Here is a 20,859-nt window from a genome sequence, read left to right on the forward strand (position 1 = left end):
CACCGCGCCCCGACCGCACCCGCCTCTCGGCCCGCCGTACCCCGCTGATCGGACTGCCCGTGTGTAGCTCGTGCTTCCCGTCAGGAGTTTCGTGCGGGAAGCGCCCGTTTCACCGCCTGAGCGGTGAATCTTGTGACGGGTGGGGACAGGCGGCCGTCAGGCCGGACTGCCTGTACGGAACTCACGCTTCCCGCACGAAGTTTCGTGCGGGAAGCGCCAGTTTCACCGGGTACCCGGTGAAACTGGCGCTCGCACCGGCGCAGGCTCAGGCCGGGCGGGCTCGGAACCAGACGGTGGCGAGGGGCGGGACGACGATGTCTGCGTGGGCGGGCTGGCCGTAGTGCTCGCCCTCGACGGCGGTGACGGAGCCGAAGTTGCCGACACCCGAGCCGGTGTAGAGCTCGGCGTCGGTGTTGAGCACCTCGTCCCACTCGCCGGTCGACGGCAGGCCGAGCCGGTAGCCCTCGTGGGGGACGGCGGCGAAGTTGGCCACGCACACCAGGTCGGGCTCACCGGAGGTCGCCGAGCGGCGGATGAAGGAGAACGTGTTGCGCCCGGCGTCGTTGGCGTCGATCCACTCGAACCCGGCCGGCTCGTGGTCGCGCGACCACAGCGCCGAGGTGTCGGTGTAGACGTGGTTGAGGTCGCGCACCAGCGAGTGCACGCCGCGGTGCTCGGGGTGGTCGAGCAGCCACCAGTCGAGCTCGCGGGACTCGGCCCACTCCGACTCCTGGCCGAACTCCGCGCCCATGAAGAGCAGCTGCTTGCCGGGGTGGGCCCACATGAAGCCGAGGTAGGCGCGCAGGTTGGCCAGCTGCTTCCAGCGGTCGCCGGGCATCTTGCGCAGGAGAGAGCCCTTGCCGTGCACGACCTCGTCGTGGCTGATCGGCAGCACGTAGTTCTCCGACCAGGCGTAGACGAGGGAGAACGTCATCTCGCCGTGGTGGTAGGAGCGGTGGACCGGGTCGTTCTCGACGTAGCCGAGCGAGTCGTGCATCCAGCCCATGTTCCACTTGAAGCCGAACCCGAGACCGCCGCCGGAGGTCGGTCCGGTGACCTGGGGCCACGAGGTCGACTCCTCGGCGATCGTGGTGATGCCGGGGACGCGCTTGTAGACGGTGGCGTTCATCTCCTGCAGGAACTGCACGGCCTCGAGGTTCTCGCGCCCGCCGTACTTGTTGGGCGTCCACTCGCCCTCCTCGCGCGAGTAGTCGAGGTAGAGCATCGAGGCGACGCCGTCGACGCGCAGGCCGTCGGCGTGGAACTCCTCGAGCCAGTAGAGCGCGTTGGCGTAGAGGAAGTTGCGCACCTCGTTGCGCCCGAAGTTGAAGATGTGGGAGCCCCACTCCTTGTGCCAGCCGCGCTGGGGGTTGGGGTCTTCGTAGAGCGGGGTGCCGTCGAAGGAGACCAGCGCCCACGGGTCGGTCGCGAAGTGGCCCGGCACCCAGTCGAGGATGACGCCGATGCCGGCCTGGTGGAGGCGGTCGACCAGGAGCTTGAAGCCGTCGGGGTCGCCGAAGCGGCTGTCGGGAGCGAAGTACGACGTCACGTGGTAGCCCCACGAGCCCCCGAACGGGTGCTGCATCACCGGCATCAGCTCGACGTGGGTGAAGCCGAGCTCGGACAGGTACGCCGGCAGCTCGTCGGCGAGCTGCTCCCAGCTCTTGTCGCGGCGCCACGAGGCGAGGTGCATCTCGTAGACCGACATCGGCTCCTGGACGTGGCGCCGCTCGGGCCGCGCCTGCATCCAGGCCTCGTCGGCCCAGGTGTGGGTGGACTCGTAGACGCGCGAGGCGCTCTCCGGCGGGCGCTGCGCCCACGAGGCCATCGGGTCGGCCTTCTCGCGCCACTGCCCGTCGGCGCCGTGGACGACGTACTTGTAGCAGGCGCCGCTGCCGACGCCCGGCACGAACAGCTCCCAGACGCCCGAGCTGCCGAGCTGGCGCATCGGGTAGGCGCGGCCGTCCCAGTCGTTGAAGTCGCCCTCGAGGCGCACCGCGCGGGCGGCGGGGGCCCAGACCGCGAAGGAGGTGCCGCTGATCGTGTCGCCGTACGCCGTCTCGTAGTGGTGCACCCGGGCGCCGAGGACGGTCCACAGCTGCTCGTGACGGCCCTCGTTGATGAGGTGGAGGTCCATCTCGCCCAGGGTGGGCAGGAAGCGGTAGGGGTCGTCGGTGGTGTGGGTGTGCCCGTCGTCGTAGGTCACCTCGAGGCGGTAGTCGGGCACGCTGGTGCCGTCGGGGGAGCCGGGCAGCACGCCCACCCAGATGCCCTCGTGCTCGTGGGTCAGCTCGTGGGCCGAGCCGTCGCCGTGACGCGCCACGACCGTGCGGGCCATCGGCTTGAGCGCCCGGACCGTGACGCCGCCGGCGTAGGGGTGCGGGCCCAGCACGGAGTGCGGGCTGCCGTGCTCGCCGCGCACGATCTGGTCGAGCTCCTCGCGGGAGACGTCCTTGGCGGTCTCACCGGGGCCGGTGGGTGCTGCGGGGCCGGTCGGGCTGGTCATGGTGCTCCGATCTTCGCCACGGCCTGGAGGGGGATGCCCACCCAGGAGGGCCGGTTGCGGGTCTCGTAGACGGTCTCGTACACAGCCTTGTCGGCGACGTAGGCGTCGAGCAACGTCTGCTGCTCCGCGCTCAGCCCGCCGCCGGCGTACGCCGTCAGGAAGTGGTTCTTGTTCCGCTCGGCCCACTCCTGCGCCCGCTGCTCCAGCAGCTCGGCGTCGGGGCCGTCCTCGATGCCCAGCGAGCGCTGGACGACGCGGGGGGCGTAGTCGAAGCTGCGGAGCATCCCGGCGACGTCGCGCCACGGGGAGTCGGGCAGCTGGCGCTCGGCGAGCGGCTTGGCCGGCTCGCCCTCGAAGTCGACGATCTTCCAGCCGATGGAGGTGCGCAGGGTCTGGCCGAGGTGCAGGTCGCCGTGGACCTGCTGCACGTCGAGGTCGCCGAGCCCGGCCACGGCGTCGTAGGCGCCACGGAGGCGTCCGGTGTGCTCGGCGAGCTCGGGCACCACCGCAGCGGCCGCCTCGAGCCGCCCGACCATCGCGTCGGCGAGCTCGCGGGCCGCGGAGGCCGGACGACGTTCGGCCGGGAAGTGCTCGTGCAGGGTCTCGTGGACCTCGCGCAGCGCCTCGCCGAGGCGCGAGGCCTCGCCGGCGAAGTCGCCGCCGGAGTCGTGGGCGTGGACGTCGAGGTCGGCGTAGAGCGAGCGCACGCTGGCCAGTGCGAGCTCCCAGCCGTCGGTGGCGGTGCGCAGGAACTGCTGCAGCATCGCCAGCTGCACCGGCTCGCCGTCCTGCACGGTCTCGAGCCAGCCGTAGAGGTGCGCGACGTGGGTCGAGCCGGCCTCGGTCAGCACCTCGTGCACCGAGATGTCGGGGTTGCGCCCCGGGGTGACCTTGCGGAACACCTTCATCAGGGCGTCCTCGCCGTAGCGGACCGAGGAGTTGGACTGCTCTCCGCTGAAGAGGGAGGACTGCGCGTCCAGGTCGAGATCGTGGCCCGGCAGGCGGTGGAAGACCAGCCCGTCGCTCGACATCGTGCCGTCGGGCGACTCGGCCGCGTCGTCGAACGCCCGCTGCCACAGCGCCATCGCCTCGCGGTCGTGGAGAGCGTCGTAGGCGTGCACCCAGCCGTGGTCCGGGTCCTCCCACCAGCCGACGAACGCGTGGTCGAGGCGCTGCTCGGGGTGCTCGTAGAAGGCAAGCGGGACCTGGTAGAGCTCGACGCCGGCCTCCCCGCCGTCGGAGCCGTCGGCGTAGGTCACCTCGACCAGGTGCACGACCACCAGCGGCGGCTCGCCGGGCAGCGTCCCGATCGTGCTGACGTCGGTCACGTCGTAGGCGCGGCCCTTGCCGCCGAACCAGCGCGTGCGCTCGAGGTAGGTGGCGAAGACCTGCGGGTCGAGGTGGCTCACAGCAGCTGTCCCTCCTCGGGATCGTCGCCCGGGGTGAGCGTGAACCAGTAGAAGCCGTAGCCGCTCAGGGTGAGCAGGTACGGCAGCTCGCCGATCGCCGGGAACGGCACCCCGCCGAGCAGCTCGACCGGCACCATCCCCTCGAAGCGGCGCAGGTCGAGCTCGACCGGCTGGGGGAACCGCGAGAGGTTGTTGACGCAGACGACGACCTCCGTGCGGCCGTCGTCGAGCACGTGCTCGCGGGCGTAGGAGAGGACCGAGGGGTTGGAGCCGCCGAGGTCGGCGTAGGAGCCGAGGCCGAAGGCGTCGTAGCGACGCCGGATCTGCAGCATCCGGCGGGTCCAGTGCAGCAGCGAGGAGGGGTTCTCCAGCTGCGACTCGACGTTGACGCTCTGGTAGCCGTAGACCGGGTCCTGGATCGCCGGCAGGTGCAGCTTGCCCGGCGTCGCCGAGGAGAAGCCGGCGTTGCGGTCGGGGGTCCACTGCATCGGGGTGCGGACACCGTCGCGGTCGCTGAGCCAGATGTTGTCGCCCATCCCGATCTCGTCGCCGTAGTAGAGCACCGGCGAGCCCGGCAGCGAGAGCAGCAGCGCGTTGAACAGCTCGATCTGGTTGGTGTCGTTGTCGAGCAGCGGGGCCAGCCGCCGGCGGATGCCGATGTTGGCCTTCATGCGGGGGTCCTTGGAGTACTCGTCCCACATGTAGTCGCGGTCCTCGTCGGTGACCATCTCGAGGGTCAGCTCGTCGTGGTTGCGCAGGAAGATGCCCCACTGGCAGCCGTCGGGGATCGGCGGCGTCTGCTCGAGGATCTCCGAGATGGGGAAGCGCGACTCGCGGCGCACCGCCATGAAGATGCGCGGCATCACCGGGAAGTGGAAGCACATGTGGCACTCGTCGCCACCGGACTCGAAGTCGCCGAAGTAGTCGACGACGTCGGAGGGCCACTGGTTGGCCTCGGCGAGCAGCACCTTGCCGGGGTACTTCTCGTCGACGTGCTTGCGCACCTTCTTGAGGAACGCGTGGGTCTCGGGGAGGTTCTCGCCGTTGCTGCCGTCGCGCTCGTAGAGGTAGGGCACCGCGTCGAGCCGGAAGCCGTCGAGCCCCATGTCGAACCAGAAGTCGACGGCCTCGAGGATCGCGTCGTGCACGGCCGGGTTGTCGAAGTTGAGGTCGGGCTGGTGGGAGAAGAACCGGTGCCAGAAGTACTGCTGGCGCACCGGGTCCCAGGTCCAGTTCGACGGCTCGGTGTCGACGAAGATGACCCGGGCGTCCTGGTACTTCTCGTCGGTGTCGGACCAGACGTAGAAGTCGCCGTAGGGCCCGTCCGGGTCGGACCGGCTCTGCTGGAACCACTCGTGCTGGTCGCTCGTGTGGTTCATGACGAAGTCGATGATCACGCGGATGCCGCGCTGGTGGGCCGCGTCGAGGAACTCGTGGAAGTCCTCGACCGTCCCGATCTCCGGGAGGATGTTGACGTAGTCGGCCACGTCGTAGCCGCCGTCGCGCAGCGGGCTGGCGAAGAACGGCGGGATCCACAGGCAGTCGACGCCGAGCCACTCGAGGTAGTCGAGCTTCTCGATCAGGCCCTTGAAGTCGCCGGTGCCGTCGCCGTTGGAGTCGCGGAACGAGCGGACCAGCACCTCGTAGAAGACGGCCGTCTTGAACCAGTCGGGCGTGCTGCCCTCCTGGTCCGGGAACGGGTCGGTGTCCTCGGGGGTGTTCTGGGCCGGCGTGCTCGCGGTGGCGGGGGTCTGGGTCACCCGTGGCTCCTGACGGTGAGGACGTGCGCGGGCTCGTGGCCCGGGTCGAGACGGACGAAGTCGTGCTGGCCCCACGTCCACTCCTGGCCGGTGATCTCGTCGTGGACGACGAAGGTGTCGCCCCACGAGAAGCCCAGCGCGGGCAGGTCGAGGTGGACCGTGGTCTCCCGGGTCGAGTGCGGGTCGAGGTTGACGACGGTGATGACCGTGTCGCGCCCGCCGTCCTCGGTCTCGGCGGTCTTGGAGAAGACCAGGACGTTCTCGTCGTCGCTGTGGTGGACCGTGAGGTTGCGCAGCAGCTGCAGCGCGGGATGCGCCCGGCGGACCTCGTTGAGCCGGGTGAGGTACGGCGCGAGCGTGCGCCCCTCGGCCTCGGCGGCGTCCCAGTCGCGGATGCGGACCTGGTACTTCTCGCTGTCGAGGTACTCCTCGCTGCCCGGGCGCACCGCGACGTGCTCGAAGAGCTCGTAGCCGGCGTAGACGCCCCAGCTGGGGGAGCCGGTCGCCGCGATCGCGGCGCGGATCTTGAACGCCGCCGGGCCGCCGTACTGCAGGTAGGCGTGGAGGATGTCGGGGGTGTTGACGAAGAAGTTCGGCCGCATGACGTGGTCGGACTCCGAGGACACCTCGCGGAGGTACTCCTCCAGCTCCCACTTGGCGTTGCGCCAGGTGAAGTAGGTGTAGCTCTGCTGGAAGCCGATCGCACCCAGGCCGTGCATCATCGGCGGCTTGGTGAACGCCTCGGCCAGGAACAGCACGTCGGGGTCGGTGCGGCGCACCTCCTTGAGCAGCCACTCCCAGAACGCCAGGGGCTTGGTGTGGGGGTTGTCGACGCGGAAGATCCGCACCCCGTGCGACATCCAGTGCTTGACGACGCGCAGCACCTCGCGGCAGATGCCGGTCGGGTCGTTGTCGAAGTTGATCGGGTAGATGTCCTGGTACTTCTTCGGCGGGTTCTCGGCGTAGGCGATCGTGCCGTCGAGCCGCGTCGTGAAGAACTCCGGGTGCGTCGTCACCCACGGGTGGTCCGGGGCGGCCTGCAGGGCGAGGTCGAGGGCGACCTCGAGATCGAGCTCGCGGGCCCGGGCGACGAAGGCGTCGAAGTCCTCGAGCGAGCCGAGGTCGGGGTGGACCGCGTCGTGGCCGCCGTCCTTCGACCCGATCGCCCACGGCGAGCCCGGGTCGCCCGGACCTGGGGTCAGGGTGTTGTTGGGGCCCTTGCGGTTGACCTCGCCGATCGGGTGGATCGGGGGCAGGTAGACGACGTCGAAACCCATCGCGGCGACCGCGTCGAGCCGCTCCGCCGCGGTGCGGAACGTGCCGCTGACGACGGTGCCGTCGGCCTCCTCGCGTGCCCCCTCGGAGCGGGGGAAGAACTCGTACCAGCTGCCGAAGAGCGCGCGCTGCCGGTCGGCGTAGGCCGGGAAGGGGCCCTCGACCGTGACCAGCTCGCGCACCGGGTGCTCGGTCATGACCTGCACCAGCGCGGGGTCCTGCAGCACGGCCATCCGGGCGGCCGGGGGGCGCGAGGAGTCGGTCGCGGCGTTGATCGCGCCGCGCAGCAGCGAGGCCTCGGGGCCGCCGTCGGGGACCTGCTCGAGGACCTTGCGGCACAGGACCTCGGCCTCGGCGAACATCAGGTCCACGTCGACGCCCGCAGGCACCTTGAGGCCCGCGTCGTGCTCCCAGGTCGCGATCGGGTCGGACCAGGCGTGGATCTCGAAGGTCCAGCGACCGGTCGAGTCGGGGGTCACCCACGCCTCGTAGCGGTTGGGCTCGGTCTCGTGCGGCGTCATCCGGACCGGGGGCCGGGCGACCCCGTCGGGGCCGGTCAGCACGACCTCGGCGGCGAGCTGGTCGTGGCCCTCGCGGAACACGGTGGCGCGTACGGGGAAGGGCTCGCCGACCGTCGCCTTGGCCGCTTGGCGGCCGAGATCGACGACGGGGGAGACCTCCATGACGGGGATGCGTCCGACCATTTCTCCAACCTACTGAAGGCTCGGGGTGAGGGCGCAAGGCCACTGTCGGCCGCCCAGTACCCCATCGCCCGGTGACTGCTCGTACGCTCCGGCGCATGTACTCGATCCCCGATCCCACGACCGTCGGGGAGGTGCCGTTCCGCGGTCACCGCACCTGGTACCGCATCACGGGCGACCTCGCCGCCCGCACCCGGCCGCCGCTCGTCGTGCTGCACGGCGGTCCCGGCGCGGCCCACGACTACACCCTCGCGATGGCCGCCCTGGCCGGCGCCGTCGAGGGCGGTCGGGCCGTCGTCCACTACGACCAGCTCGGCTGCGGCAACAGCACCCACCTGCCCGACGCCGACCCGTCGTTCTGGAGCCCGGAGCTGTTCGTGGAGGAGCTCGCGACCGTCGTCGAGCACCTCGGCATCGCCGACGACTTCCACCTGCTCGGGCAGTCGTGGGGCGGCATGCTGGCCCCGGAGTTCGTGCTCGCCCACCCCGAGGGCGTGCGCACCATGACGATCTGCGACTCGCCCGCCTCGATGGCGCTGTGGCTCGAGGCGGCTGCCGAGCTCCGCGCCGGGCTCCCGGCCGAGGTGGAGGCCACGCTCAACCGCCACGAGGAGGCCGGCACGACCGACGACCCGGCTTACCACGAGGCGATGCAGGTCTTCTACGACCGCCACGTGTGCCGTGTCGTGCCCAACCCGCCCGAGGTGAGCGCGTCGTTCGCCCAGCTGGAGGCGGAGCCGACCGTCTACCACACCATGAACGGGCCCAGTGAGTTCCACGTCGTCGGCTCGATGCGCGACTGGACGATCGTCGAGCGCCTCGACGCGATCACGGTGCCGACGCTCGTCGTCTCGGGCGCCCACGACGAGGCCACCCCGGCCACGTGGGCGCCGTTCGTGGAGCGCATCGCCGGTGCCCGCAGCCACGTCTTCGCCGAGTCGAGCCACATGCCGCACGTCGAGGAGCACGAGGAGTTCCTGCGCGTCGTCGGCGGCTTCCTGGCCGAGCACGACCCGGCCTGAGGACGGCCCGGGGAAGGGTGTGACGGACGGACGCATCCCCGTGTCGCGCCCGCCCGTCACCAGGTCCAACGCGCAACCGGGGTGGGCGTCACGTGTGACGCCCACCCCGGTTCTGGTGGTGCTGGTGGTGCTGGTGATGACATTGCGGTGGTCGAGGAAGGACGAAGTCCTGTCACGAAACCACTCTGCTGAGGAGTGGTTCCGAGACGGTCGCCAGCGCGACCTCCTCAACCACCGGTCGTCGTCACCTCCCGAACACCTGCAGCTCCGCGGCGTGCACGATCGTGCCGCGGTCTGAGGCCGAGGCGCAGTCGGTGTCGTTGAGCGGGTCGGAGTCCTGCTCCCCGGCGTAGCCCGCGTAGCCGGTGCACTGGTTCTCCAGGGCGACCAGACGGACGGCCTGGGCCTGGACCGGGCTGGGCAGGGTGAAGCTGCGCAGCGTGAGGTCGGGGGCCACGGGTCGCGGAGCCATCGCCGGGAACGCGTCCGCCGACGACGTCAGCACCCGCGTCCACGTCGCCTTCTTCGACGTGCAGTCGAGGTTGCAGACCTCGATCGCGAAGCGGCGCAGCGCGGTGAAGCGCGAGCCCGAGTCCGGGTCGTCCTCGGCGGCCGCCGCGAGCGGCAGGTCCGAGCCGGAGGCCGGGGCCGGGTTCAGCATGGCGCTGACCTGGATCCGCGAGACCAAGCTGGAGTTGCCGGCCAGGTCGACGGTGACCGACGGCTGCGACACGTCGACGTTCTCAGCGGTGACGCCACCCCAGTTGGTGGCCTCGGCGCCATCGATGAGCGCTTCGGCGTTGCGCGATCCGGCCGTCGCGGAGATGACCGACGCGCCGTTGGTCTCGGCCGCCAGGTTGGGGCCGAAGTCCGGGACCGTGACCGTCGTGGCCCGACCGCCGGAGGCGACCTTCATCGTGAACCGGGTCGCGCCGCCGGTCGGCGAGACGAAGACCAGCTTGTAGGTGCCCGGGGTGAACGACGCCGTCGCGCCGAGCGCGGTGGCGCTGTCGGTGTCGGCCACCGGGGTGACCCGCGCCTCGTAGTCGCCCACGAAGACCTGGCCGGGACGGCTCGAGCGGAACGTCACCGGGGCGTTGCCGCCGCTCGCCGAGGCGAAGCTGGCCGTGACGTCCTCGGAGTCGGGGCTCGGGGTCGAGGCCCCCGCGCCGAGGCCGCGCCGGGCGAAGGCCGCGTCGATGGTGGCGACGTCCGCGCCGCCGAAGCGCATCCGGTCGGCCGCGACGAAGGCATCACGGGCGTCGACCATCGACGTCGCGCCCTGCTGGAGGAGGAACGAGTCGAACACCAGCTGCACCCAGCGGCGGTTGCCGGGGCACTGGTCGGCGGCCAGCGGGCTGGCGTTGCGGGTCGCCTGGGCGCAGCGCAGCTGCAGCGCCTTGTCGGCGTAGGGGAACTTCGCGTCGTACTTGTCGACGAGCGCCTGGCGCACCTCCCAGTTGACGCCGTTCCAGATCTCCCCGTCCGCGTGGACCTCGGCGCCGGTGGAGTCGAAGCCGTAGTCGCTGAAGTTCAGCGGGTTGGCGTCGATCGCGTAGTCGCGGATCGCCACCTTCTCGTTGCCCGTGGCGTAGACGCCGATGGCCCAGGGGTTGCCGCCGTTGCCGTAGCCGTGGCTGAACATGTACTCGCCGGCGACCAGGTCGCTCCACGACTCGCCCATGGCGCCGCCGTGCTCGGAGGTGAGGCCGTCGTCGGGCCCGCCGACCATGCGGTTGCTGATGGCGTGGGTGTACTCGTGGCCCACGATGCCCATGTCGAGCCCGCCGTCGCGGCAGGGGGCGTAGAACGCCCCCGCGATCGGCTGGAAGAGGTACTGGTTGGTGATGCCGGGGACGCCGTCCTGCAGTGCGATCTGGTTGGCGTTGTCGCGGCCGAGGTACTGCCCGGTCGAGCCGCCGGTGACGGCGCCCGCCTGGGCGTTGCCGACCTCGGGGTCTCCGCCGCGCCCACCGCGGCCGAGGTTGTCGGCCTGCAGGTTGTAGTTCTCCTCGGTGAAGCCGAGGTAGTAGGAGTAGTCGTGCATCCGGTTGTGCGCGGCGAACAGGTTGGTCACCGACGCGTCGATGTCGTTGCCGCCGGGCGCGAGCTGCGTCGGGTCGCAGCCACTGGCGTGCCAGGCGTCGGTGAACTCGGTGTCGTACTCGCGGGTGGGGGAGTACGGCGCCTGCAGGAGGCCGCCGGGCGTGAGTGGGCTCGCCCACGCCTCGTGCGTGGAGGCGTTGTTGCCGACGGTGGTGAACGTCGGCACGCCGTTGGCGAGGGTGTCCCAGGCGCCGGTGGCCGCGACGTTGCGGAGCTCGCCGGTGGGCAGGTCGCACCGGTCGTCGGGCAGCTGCCAGCAGCCCGTGCGCGAGGTGTCCTCGAGCTCGCCCGGAGCCGCCAGGCTCGGGTTGCCCGGGAAGAAGCGCCACAGCGGGGCCGGCAGCACGGAGCCGCCGGTCGAGGGAGCGGCGGCGTCGCTCGTGCTCACGGTCAGCGCGTAGGCGCCGACGGTGATCGAGCTCGCGTCGAAGGGACAGACCTGCACGGCGTAGGTCCCCGCCGGCAGGGGCTTCGGCGCGGTGTAGGTCGCCACCTCGGGAGCGGTCAGGAGGTCGGAGGTCGCGAGCACCCCGGACGGTCCGGAGAAGGTGACGGTCACGTCGTCGACCGGCAGGGCGGTCGCGACGGCGGTGAGGGTGCGGGTCGCGCTGTCCTTCAGCTCGAAGGCGTGGCGGGGGCCGCAAGAGGTGCCGGAGAGCGAGCCGGTGAACACGTCGTTGTAGGCCGCGTGGTCGACCCGGCTCCGGCGCACCAGGACGTCCCCGGTGACGGCGTCGACCAGGGTCGTGAACGCCGTCGCCCCGCCGCCGGCGACGTCGACGACGTTGGCCTCGAGGACCGGACGCGCGGTGCCGTCGGCCAGGCCGACGGCCCGCAGGCGCACCTGCTGCTCCTGGGCGATGCCGGGCACGGTGAGCCGCGTCCAGCCGTCCGACACCACGCTCGTGATCCGGGCGCTGTCGAGCCCGGCGACCGGTAGCCCGGCGTCGGTGGCCGCGCGCAGCCAGCCCTGAACCGCGCCGAGCGTCGGCTCCGGGAGGGCGAGGCCGTCGCGGGCGCGGCTCAGCGAGGACGAGACGTAGTGCACGCGCCCGCCGGCGACGCCCACGGTCACCATCCCGCCGGTGGCGGCGGACAGCCCGTCGAAGCGCTGGCGCAGCAGGACCGCGTGGCCGGTCGAGCCCGCCATGGTCTGGTCGCTCACCAGCTCGAGGCCGTCGACCTGTGAGGTCGAGAGCCCGAGGACGGCGGCGTTCTGCCGCAGCCAGGCGCGGGCGCCCTCTGCGGGGGTCCCGGGCGCGGCGCCCAGGTCGCCCCGCCGCGGCAGGATCGAGGCCGGCGTCCCGAGCTGGTTCCACCGGAGCTCGACGTCGCCCAGAGCGGTCGCGGCCGCACGCTGGGCGGCGGTGGGCAGGGCGGTGCCGAGCCGGTCGACGTCGCCGAGGGCGGGGGCGAGGTCGAGGAGCGGGTTGCCGGCGCTGCCACCGGTGGCGGCGGCCGCGGTGCCGGTCAGTGCTGTCGGTCGAGCGGGCAGGGTGGCGGCGTCAGCGGGCAGCAGCCCGAGCGCGGGGACCATCGCAGGCAGGAGTGCGACGGACGTGAGGCAGGCTGCGGCCCTGAGGCGGCGGCGGGATCCCCCGAAGCGGTTCATGCCGCCACCAACGCCACCGGTCCAGACGGGTTACGCCTCCAGCCCAGGATCGCCTCAGATTTCTCAGGGAAGTCTCAGCCGGTGTGACCGGTTCCATCACGGCCTGGTTGCGCAAACGTTTGAGAACGGAATCTGGCCAGACTCTTGGAACGATCAAAGGATTCGCGCTAGCGTCATCGGGTGCGTGCGATCCGACGATTCACCGTCCGCCCCGTCCTGCCCGACGCGCTGGCCGCGCTCGGGACCCTGGCCAACAACCTGCGGTGGTCCTGGCACCCGCCGACGCAGGACGTGTTCGCCGCCGTGGACGCCGAGTTGTGGGAGTCGTGCGCCTACGACCCGGTCAGGCTCCTGGGCGCCGTGCCCAAGACGCGCTTCGCCGAGCTCGCCGAGGACGGCGCGTTCCTCGAGCGCCTCGGCGCCGCGGAGGCCGACCTGACGGCGTACCTGTCGGAGGACCGGTGGTACCAGAAGAAGGTCGCCGACGGCCCGCGCGCCATCGGCTACTTCTCGCCCGAGTTCGGCATCACCGAGGTGCTGCCGCAGTACTCCGGCGGCCTCGGCATCCTCGCCGGCGACCACCTCAAGGCCGCCAGCGACCTCGGCGTGCCGATCGTCGGCGTCGGCCTGCTCTACCGCCACGGGTACTTCAAGCAGTCGCTCTCGCGCGAGGGCTGGCAGCAGGAGACCTACCCCGTGCTCGACCCCGACGGCCTGCCGATCAGCCTGCTGCGCGGCCCCGACGGCGAGCGCGCCACGATCTCGATCGACCTGCCCGACGGCCCGCCGCTCATCGCGCGCATCTGGGTGGCCAGCGTCGGCCGCGTGCCGCTGCTGATGCTCGACACCGACGTCGAGGGCAATCCCGAGCACTACGTCGACGTCACCGACCGCCTCTACGGCGGCAACAGCGAGCACCGGCTGCGCCAGGAGCTGCTGCTCGGCGTCGGCGGCGTCCGTGCGCTGCGCGTCTTCAGCGAGCTCACCGGCCACCCGGCGCCGGAGGTCTTCCACACCAACGAGGGCCACGCCGGCTTCCTGGGCCTCGAGCGCATCCGCGAGCTCACCGTCGCCGAGGACGGTCCGCAGGTCGACTTCGACACCGCGCTCGAGATGGGCCGCGCCTCCACCGTCTTCACGACCCACACCCCGGTGCCTGCGGGCATCGACCGCTTCCCGCGCACCCTCGTCGAGCAGTACTTCGGCACCGGCGGCGCGACCCCGGGTGTCCCGCTCGACCGCATCCTGGCCCTCGGCTCCGAGGACTACACGGGCGGCGACCCCAGCGTGTTCAACATGGCCGTGATGGGCTTCCGCCTCGCTCAGCGCGCCAACGGCGTCTCGCAGCTGCACGGCGAGGTCAGCCGCGGGATGTTCAACGGCCTGTGGCCCGCCTTCGACGAGGCCGAGGTGCCGATCGGCTCGATCACCAACGGCGTGCACGCCCCGACCTGGGTCGCCCGCGAGATGTTCGACCTCGCGGTCGGCCAGGGCGCCGACACCCGCTCGGACGAGGCCGACGCCTTCTGGGACGCCGTCGACAAGGTCCCCGGCGGCGAGGTCTGGGCGGTCAAGCGCCGCCTGCGCGAGCGGCTCGTCCTCGACGCCCGCAAGCGCCTGCGCAAGTCGTGGCAGGACCGCGGCGCGGCCACGGCCGAGCTGAAGTGGATCGACTCGGCGCTCTCGCCCGACGTGCTGACCATCGGCTTCGCGCGCCGCGCGGCGTCGTACAAGCGGCTCACGCTCATGATGCGCGACCCCGAGCGGCTCAAGTCGCTCCTGCTGCACCCCGAGCGCCCGGTCCAGCTCGTCATCGCCGGCAAGGCCCACCCGGCCGACGACGGCGGCAAGAAGCTGATCCAGGACATCGTGCGGCTCTCCGACGACCCGGAGGTGCGCCACCGCATCGTCTTCCTGCCCAACTACGACATCGCGATGGCCAAGCCGCTCTACCCCGGCACGGACGTGTGGCTCAACAACCCGCTGCGGCCCTACGAGGCGTGCGGCACCTCGGGCATGAAGGCCGCCCTCAACGGCGGGCTCAACCTCTCGGTGCTCGACGGCTGGTGGGACGAGTGGTACGACGGCGACAACGGCTGGGCGATCCCCACCGCCGACGGCGTCGACGACATCGACAAGCGCGACGACCTCGAGGCTGCAGCGCTCTACGACCTGATCGAGAACGACGTCGCGCCGCGGTTCTACGACCACGACCACGAGGGCGTGCCGACGCGCTGGCTCGAGATGGTGCGCCACACGCTGAAGTCGCTCGGCCCCAAGGTGCTCGCCACCCGCATGGTCCGCGACTACGTCCGGGCGCTCTACGCCCCGGCCGCCGGCAACGCGCGTCTGCTCAACTCCGACTACACGGGCGCGGCCGAGCTCGCCGCGTGGAAGAAGCGCGTGCGCGCCGCGTGGGGCTCGGTCCGCGTCGAGCACGTCGAGTCCTCCGGGGTCGGCGACGCCGCCGAGGTCGGTGCCGTGCTCAGCGTGCGCGCCTTCGTCTGCCTGGGCGACCTCGCCCCCGACGACGTGCACGTGCAGGTGCTCTACGGCCGCATCGACGGCAACGACGAGCTCGCCGAGCCCTCGATCAGCGACCTCGGCCTCACGGAGTCCTACGACGGTGGTCGCCACCGCTTCGACGGCGACGTCACGCTCGACACCTCCGGCCCCTTCGGCTACACGGTGCGCGTCATCCCGCGCAACGACCTGCTGACCAGCACCGCCGAGCTCGGCGTCGTCGCGCTCGCCCCCGCCTGAGGCGGCCCCCCGGCTCCTGACCGGCCACTGGCGATCCCGGTGGCCGGTCAGGACACGAAGTGGGAGTGGTTTCGAGACGGTCGCTAGCGCGACCTCCTCAACCACCGACCCGCGACCTCCTCAACCACCGACCCGCGACCTCCTCGACCACCGGTGCCGGTCTGGAGATCACTGACCGGCGTCGATCAGCTCTCGCGGAGCACGACCACGGAGCGGCGGCGCAGCAGCAGGCGGGTGCCGCTGCGCACCGGGCTGCCGACGGCGTGGCCCGGGTCGGTGGAGAGCACGACCTCGCCGTGCGAGACCCAGTCGTTCTCGGGCAGGTCGACCGGCACGTGGTGGTGGCTGGCGTTGAACCACATCACGAACGACTTGTCGACCTGCTGCTCGCCGCGCGGGCCGGGCGCGCGCAGCGGCGCACCGGAGACGAACATGCCGAGCACGGTCAGCTCGGGGTCGTGCCAGTCGGCCGGGGTCATCTCGCGGCCGGACGGGTGCAGCCAGGCCAGGTCCTTCGGTCCGCCGCGGATGGTCGGGCGGCCCTCGAAGTAGTGGCGCTGGCGCAGGGCGGGGTGGTCGCGGCGCAGCTGCAGCGCGGCCTTGGTGACCTCGTAGACGTCGAGCCAGGCGTCATCGGGACGCCAGTCGATCCACGACGTCTCGTCGTCGAGGCAGTAGGCGTTGTTGTTGCCGCGCTGGGTGCGACCGCGCTCGTCGCCCGCGGTGATCATCGGGACGCCGTTCGACAGGCACAGGGTCGCCATCAGGTTGGCGGCGCCGCGCCGGCGCAGTCGCAGCACCTCCTCGTCGTCGGTCTCGCCCTCGACGCCGTGGTTCCACGAGCGGTTGTTGTCGGTGCCGTCGCGGTTCTGCTCGCCGTTGGCCTCGTTGTGCTTGCGGTCGTAGCTGACGAGGTCGCGCACGGTGAACCCGTCGTGGGCGGTGACGAAGTTGACCGAGGTGTACGGCGAGCGCCCGTCGTCGGCGTACAGGTCGCTCGAGCCGGCCAGTCGCGTCGCGACGGTGCGGGTGCCGGGGGAGTGGCCGAGCCAGTAGTCGCGCACCTCGTCGCGGTACTGGTCGTTCCACTCGGTCCACGGCGGCGGGTACTCCCCGACGCGGTAGCCGTCCATCGAGGCGTCCCAGGGTTCGGCGACGAGCTTGACCCGCCGCAGGATCGGGTCCTGGCCGATGGCGGTCAGCAGGTGGCTGCGCATGTCGACGGAGTGGCCCGTGCGGGCGAGGGCGGAGAGCAGGTCGAAGCGGAAGCCGTCGACGTGCATCTCGGTGACCCAGTAGCGCAGCGAGTCGAGGATCATCCGCAGCGCGAACGGGTGGCTGGCGTCGACGGTGTTGCCGCAGCCGGTGACGTCCCAGTAGGTGTCGTTGAAGACCTCGCCCGGCGCGGTCGGACGCACCCGGTGGTAGACGGTGTCGTCGAGACCGCGGAACGACAGCGTCGGCCCGTCGGAGCCGCCCTCGGCGGTGTGGTTGTAGACCACGTCGAGGATCACCTCGAGCCCGGCGGCGTGGAAGGCGCGCACCATCTCCTTGAACTCAACGACCTGCTCACCCCGGTCGCCCGCGGCGGCGTACGGCGCGTGCGGGGCGAAGTAGCCGATGGAGTTGTAGCCCCAGTAGTTCACCAGGCCGCGGGCGGCCACGGCCGGCTCCGTCACGAAGTGGTGCACGGGCAGCAGCTCGACCGCCGTGACGCCGAGGTCGCGCAGGTAGTCGACGACGGCCGGGGAGGCGAGGCCGGCGTAGGTGCCGCGCAGCTCCTCGGGCACCCGGTCGTGCAGCCGGGTCATCCCCTTGACGTGCAGCTCGTAGACGACCGTGTCGCGCCAGCGGCGCCGCAGGGGCACGTCGTCGCCCCAGTCGAAGCGGTCGTCGACGACGACGCTGAGCGGCACGTGCCCGGCCGAGTCGGTCTCCTCGCGCGCACCGGTGCCGACGCCGTCGACCTGCGCCTCGCCGTAGATCGCCGGGCCGTAGGACAGCGCGCCGCTGACCGCCTTGGCGTAGGGGTCGAGCAGCAGCTTGGCGGGGTTGAACCGCATGCCCCGGTCGGGGTCCCAGGGCCCGTCGGCGCGGTAGCCGTAGCGCTGACCCGGCTCGATGCCGGGCACCGCGCAGTGCCAGATCCCGAGCGACTGCTCGGTCAGCCGGTGCCGGGTCTCGACGCCGTCGTCGTCGACGAGGCACAGCTCGACGGTCGTCGCCTCCGGCGCCCACACCGCGAAGTTGGTCGACTCCTCGCTCCAGGTCGCGCCCAGCTCGTGGTTGCTGCCGGGCCAGAGCGGCGCGACGTCGTCGCGGGTCATCCAGAGTCCGGGCACGCGGCCACTCTAGGGAAGTGCTGATCAATGGGGGTGGATGTCAGCGTCGTCCTGGTGCGTGCACGAGTGGTGCCGACGAGGGAGCCGTGCCGGAGGCACGGCGACCGAGGAGAAGCCGCTCGTGTGCGTGCTGGGGCGGGGCTGACGCCGCCCTTGCCATTGATCAGCGCTTCCCTGGGGAGAGCCGTGAACGTCTGGTGCAGGATGACGACATGGCTGCAGACCCCACCTCAGAACCGTCCGCGCAGTTCGTCCGCCTCGAGGTCGCCGACGGGGTCGGCACGATCCGGCTCGACCGACCGAAGATGAACGCGATCAGCCTGCAGGTGCAGGCCGAGCTCCGCGCGGCCGCCACCGAGGCGAGCGAGCGCGACGACGTCCGCGCGGTCGTGGTGTACGGCGGGGAGCGCGTCTTCGCGGCCGGCAACGACGTCAAGGAGATGGCCGAGCTCGACTACGCCGCCATGGTGCGCGAGTCGGCCGGATTGCAGTCGGCCGTCACCGCTGTGGCGTCGATCCCCAAGCCGGTCGTGGCCGCGATCACCGGCTACGCGCTGGGCGGCGGGTGCGAGCTGGCGCTGGCCGCCGACGTCCGCTTCGCCGCCGACGACGCGCAGCTCGGCCAGCCGGAGGTGCTGCTCGGGATCATCCCCGGGGCCGGCGGCACCCAGCGGCTCGCGCGGCTGGTGGGACCCGCGAAGGCGAAGGACATCATCTTCACGGGACGGTTCGTGAAGGCCGAGGAGGCGCTCGCCATCGGGCTGGTCGACCGGTTGCTGCCCAAGGACGAGGTCTACACCGCCGCCGTGGCCTGGGCGTCGCAGTTCGCCCAGGGCCCGGCGCTCGCGCTGCGGGCGGCCAAGGAGGCGGTCGACCGCGGTCTGGAGACCGACCTGGGTACTGGCCTCGAGATCGAACGGCTGCAGTTCACCGGTCTGTTCGCCACTGCCGACCGGGACGCCGGTATGCGATCCTTCGTCGAGAACGGCCCAGGCAAGGCGACCTTCACCGGACGCTGAGCCGTGCACCCGGGGTGGGCCGGCACGAGGAGGACGACGAGATGGCGAAGACCGACACCGAGGCAGCGTCGACGGGGACCGGCCGAGCCGGTCGCAGCATCGCGCAGCTCCGCACGACGCTCGCGCGGGTGGTGTGGCTGCTCTTCCTGCTGGCCGCGCTGCTGCTCGCCGCGGGCGCGCTGCTGATAGCGCTCAAGGCCAACCGCGACAACGACCTCGTGCAGCTCGTGCTCGAGGGCGCCAACCGCGTCGACCTCGGGATCTTCTCCAAGGACAACGGCATCAAGCAGTTCGACGGCGCCAACGCCGGCATCAAGAACGCGCTGTTCAACTGGGGTCTCGGCGCCATCGCGTGGATCGTCGTGGGCCGCATCCTCGACCGGCTGATCCGTCCCTGACGCTGCTCCGGTGCTCCTCTCCGGTGCGGTTCAGGTGCCGCTCGGCCCGGCCTCGCCGACCGTGGCTGATCGTGACAGTGCCACTGTGAGCGAGTGTGAGGTATTCGACGGCGTCCACCCCTGCACGCAGACGTGACCCGGCGGTAGTGTCCGAAGGACCATGAACATCATCGTCTGTGTCAAGCATGTCCCCGACGCCACTGCTGACCGTCAGTTCGAGGGCGACGGCACCGTCGACCGCGTGGGCGTCGACGGGCTCCTGTCCGAGCTCGACGAGTACGCCGTGGAGCAGGCCCTCCAGCTGAAGGAGAAGGCCGACGGCGACGTCGAGGTGACCGCGCTCTGCGTCGGTCCCGAGAAGGCCGCCGACGCGGTCCGCAAGGCGCTGCAGATGGGCGTCGACAAGGGCATCCACGTCTCCGACGAGGCGATCGCCGGCTCCGACTACGCCGCCACCTCGCTGGTGCTGGCCAAGGCCGTCGAGAAGGCCGGCACCGAGACGCCGGTCGACCTCGTGGTCTGCGGCATGGCCTCCACCGACGGCGTCGGCAGCGTCATCCCGGCCATGCTCGCCGAGCGGCTCTCGCTGCCCCAGGTCACGATGGCCTCGGTCATCGAGTCGCAGGGCGACCAGGTCCGCATCAAGCGCGACGGCGACACCGCGACCGAGGTCATCGGCGCCACCATGCCGCTGGTGCTCTCGGTGACCGACCAGTCCGGCGAGGCCCGCTACCCGTCGTTCAAGGGGATCATGGCGGCGAAGAAGAAGCCGGTCGAGACCTGGTCGCTGTCCGACATCGGCGTCGACGCCGGCGAGGTCGGCCTCTCGGTCGCGTGGACCCACGTCGAGGACACCACCGAGCGCCCCCCGCGCTCGCAGGGTGAGGTCGTGAAGGACGAGGACGGCTCGGGCGCCGGTGCGCTCACCGACTTCCTCGCCTCCAAGAAGTTCATCTGACCCCCCGCTCGCGCAGACCGCAGGAGAGAAGACATGTCCGAAGTTCTCGTGCTCGTCGACCACGTCGACGGAGCCGTCCGCAAGCCGACCTACGAGCTGCTGACCATCGCCGCGCGCCTCGGTGAGCCGTCCGCGGTGTTCATCGGCCCCTCCGCCCAGGGTGCCGAGGTCGCCGAGAAGGTCAAGAAGTACGGCGCCCAGAAGGTGTACGTCGTCGACGACACCGAGATCAAGGGCTACCTCGTGGCCCCCAAGGCCGAGGCGCTGCAGCAGCTCGCCGAGAAGACGAGCCCGGCCGCGATCCTGATCCCGTCCTCGGTCGAGGGCAAGGAGATCGGCGCCCGCCTCGCGATCAAGATCGGCTCGGGGCTCATCACCGACGCCGTCGACGTCGAGGACGGTGGCGTCACCACCCAGTCGGTCTTCGCGGGCAACTACACCGTGAAGTCCAAGGTCACCCAGGGCACGCCGATCATCACGGTCAAGCCCAACTCCGCCGCTCCGCAGGAGGCCGAGGGTGCCGGGACGGTCGAGGAGTTCGCCGCGACCATCTCCGACGTGGCGAAGACGGCGAAGATCGTCGCCTCGCAGCCGCGCAAGTCGAGCGGTCGCCCCGAGCTCAACGAGGCCGCGATCGTGGTCGCGGGCGGTCGCGGCACCGGTGGCGACTTCGCGCCGGTCGAGGGGCTCGCCGACGCGCTCGGCGGCGCCGTGGGCGCCTCGCGTGCCGCGGTCGACTCGGGCTGGATCGCGCACACCTTCCAGATCGGCCAGACCGGCAAGACCGTGTCGCCGCAGCTCTACATCGCGGCCGGCATCTCGGGTGCGATCCAGCACCGTGCCGGCATGCAGACCTCGAAGACGATCATCGCGGTCAACAAGGACGAGGAGGCCCCGATCTTCGAGCTCGTCGACTTCGGTGTGGTCGGCGACCTCAAGTCCGTGCTGCCGACGGCGACCGAGAAGGTCACCGAGCGCAAGGGCTGAC

12 protein-coding genes are annotated in these 20,859 nt (G+C 71.3%); 6 read left to right on the top strand and 6 right to left on the bottom strand.

Translation table 11 applies throughout. The features are described 5' to 3' along the window. Window positions 1-265 precede the first annotated feature (265 nt). From glgB to GRQ65_RS15685, 4 genes are read right to left on the bottom strand one after another with little or no spacing between them, the layout of a single operon-like run. Window positions 266-2,506, bottom strand: coding sequence for a 1,4-alpha-glucan branching protein GlgB (glgB, locus tag GRQ65_RS15670; RefSeq protein ID WP_160878934.1), 2,241 nt, complete (start codon window positions 2,504-2,506; stop codon window positions 266-268). Then, window positions 2,503-3,915: a maltokinase N-terminal cap-like domain-containing protein gene (locus tag GRQ65_RS15675; protein ID WP_337191774.1), complete on the bottom strand. Its 1,413-nt coding sequence runs from the start codon at window positions 3,913-3,915 to the stop codon at window positions 2,503-2,505. Before GRQ65_RS15675 ends, glgB begins: the two co-directional genes overlap by 4 nt. Further along, window positions 3,912-5,675, bottom strand: coding sequence for a maltose alpha-D-glucosyltransferase (treS, locus tag GRQ65_RS15680; protein ID WP_160878935.1), 1,764 nt, complete (start codon window positions 5,673-5,675; stop codon window positions 3,912-3,914). The genes GRQ65_RS15675 and treS overlap by 4 nt, the downstream gene beginning before the upstream one ends. Beyond that, window positions 5,672-7,654, bottom strand: coding sequence for an alpha-1,4-glucan--maltose-1-phosphate maltosyltransferase (locus tag GRQ65_RS15685; RefSeq protein ID WP_160878936.1), 1,983 nt, complete (start codon window positions 7,652-7,654; stop codon window positions 5,672-5,674). Before GRQ65_RS15685 ends, treS begins: the two co-directional genes overlap by 4 nt. Before the next feature lie 95 nt (window positions 7,655-7,749). Here GRQ65_RS15685 and GRQ65_RS15690 point away from each other — a divergent pair, with 95 nt between their 5' ends. Further along, a complete protein-coding gene (locus GRQ65_RS15690) occupies window positions 7,750-8,673 on the top strand; it encodes a proline iminopeptidase-family hydrolase (RefSeq protein ID WP_160878937.1) in 924 nt (307 codons plus the stop codon). A 244-nt stretch (window positions 8,674-8,917) separates the two neighbouring features. Here the strand turns inward: GRQ65_RS15690 and GRQ65_RS15695 are convergent, their stop codons facing one another. Continuing rightward, complete coding sequence (locus tag GRQ65_RS15695; protein ID WP_237448371.1) at window positions 8,918-12,316, bottom strand: M36 family metallopeptidase; 3,399 nt, start codon at window positions 12,314-12,316, stop codon at window positions 8,918-8,920. A 255-nt stretch (window positions 12,317-12,571) separates the two neighbouring features. Between GRQ65_RS15695 and glgP the strand changes: the two genes are divergently transcribed. Then, the gene (gene glgP, locus GRQ65_RS15700) at window positions 12,572-15,154 is read left to right on the top strand and encodes an alpha-glucan family phosphorylase (RefSeq protein WP_160878939.1); all 2,583 of its coding nucleotides are present in this window, start codon (window positions 12,572-12,574) and stop codon (window positions 15,152-15,154) included. Window positions 15,155-15,339: 185 nt separating this feature from the next. On the opposite strand, the gene glgX is transcribed toward glgP, so the two are convergent. Then, window positions 15,340-17,496 carry a glycogen debranching protein GlgX gene (glgX, locus tag GRQ65_RS15705; protein WP_337191776.1) on the bottom strand — a complete coding sequence of 719 codons (2,157 nt, stop codon included), beginning with the start codon at window positions 17,494-17,496 and terminating at the stop codon, window positions 15,340-15,342. Between the two features lie 212 nt (window positions 17,497-17,708). On the opposite strand from glgX, the gene GRQ65_RS15710 reads away from it, so the two are divergent. The 4 genes from GRQ65_RS15710 (at window position 17,709) to GRQ65_RS15725 (ending at window position 20,858) form a co-directional block, all read left to right on the top strand. Further along, the gene (locus GRQ65_RS15710) at window positions 17,709-18,515 is read left to right on the top strand and encodes an enoyl-CoA hydratase/isomerase family protein (protein WP_160878940.1); all 807 of its coding nucleotides are present in this window, start codon (window positions 17,709-17,711) and stop codon (window positions 18,513-18,515) included. Between the two features lie 41 nt (window positions 18,516-18,556). Continuing rightward, on the top strand, window positions 18,557-18,913 hold the full coding sequence (locus GRQ65_RS15715; protein WP_202388213.1) for a hypothetical protein: 357 nt from the start codon (window positions 18,557-18,559) through the stop codon (window positions 18,911-18,913). A 160-nt stretch (window positions 18,914-19,073) separates the two neighbouring features. Further along, complete coding sequence (locus GRQ65_RS15720; protein WP_160878941.1) at window positions 19,074-19,871, top strand: electron transfer flavoprotein subunit beta/FixA family protein; 798 nt, start codon at window positions 19,074-19,076, stop codon at window positions 19,869-19,871. A 33-nt stretch (window positions 19,872-19,904) separates the two neighbouring features. Then, a complete protein-coding gene (locus GRQ65_RS15725; RefSeq protein WP_160878942.1) occupies window positions 19,905-20,858 on the top strand; it encodes an electron transfer flavoprotein subunit alpha/FixB family protein in 954 nt (317 codons plus the stop codon). The last annotated feature ends 1 nt before the right edge of the window (window position 20,859 follow it).

This window comes from Nocardioides flavescens, assembly GCF_009823805.1.
Classification (GTDB): domain Bacteria; phylum Actinomycetota; class Actinomycetes; order Propionibacteriales; family Nocardioidaceae; genus Nocardioides; species Nocardioides flavescens.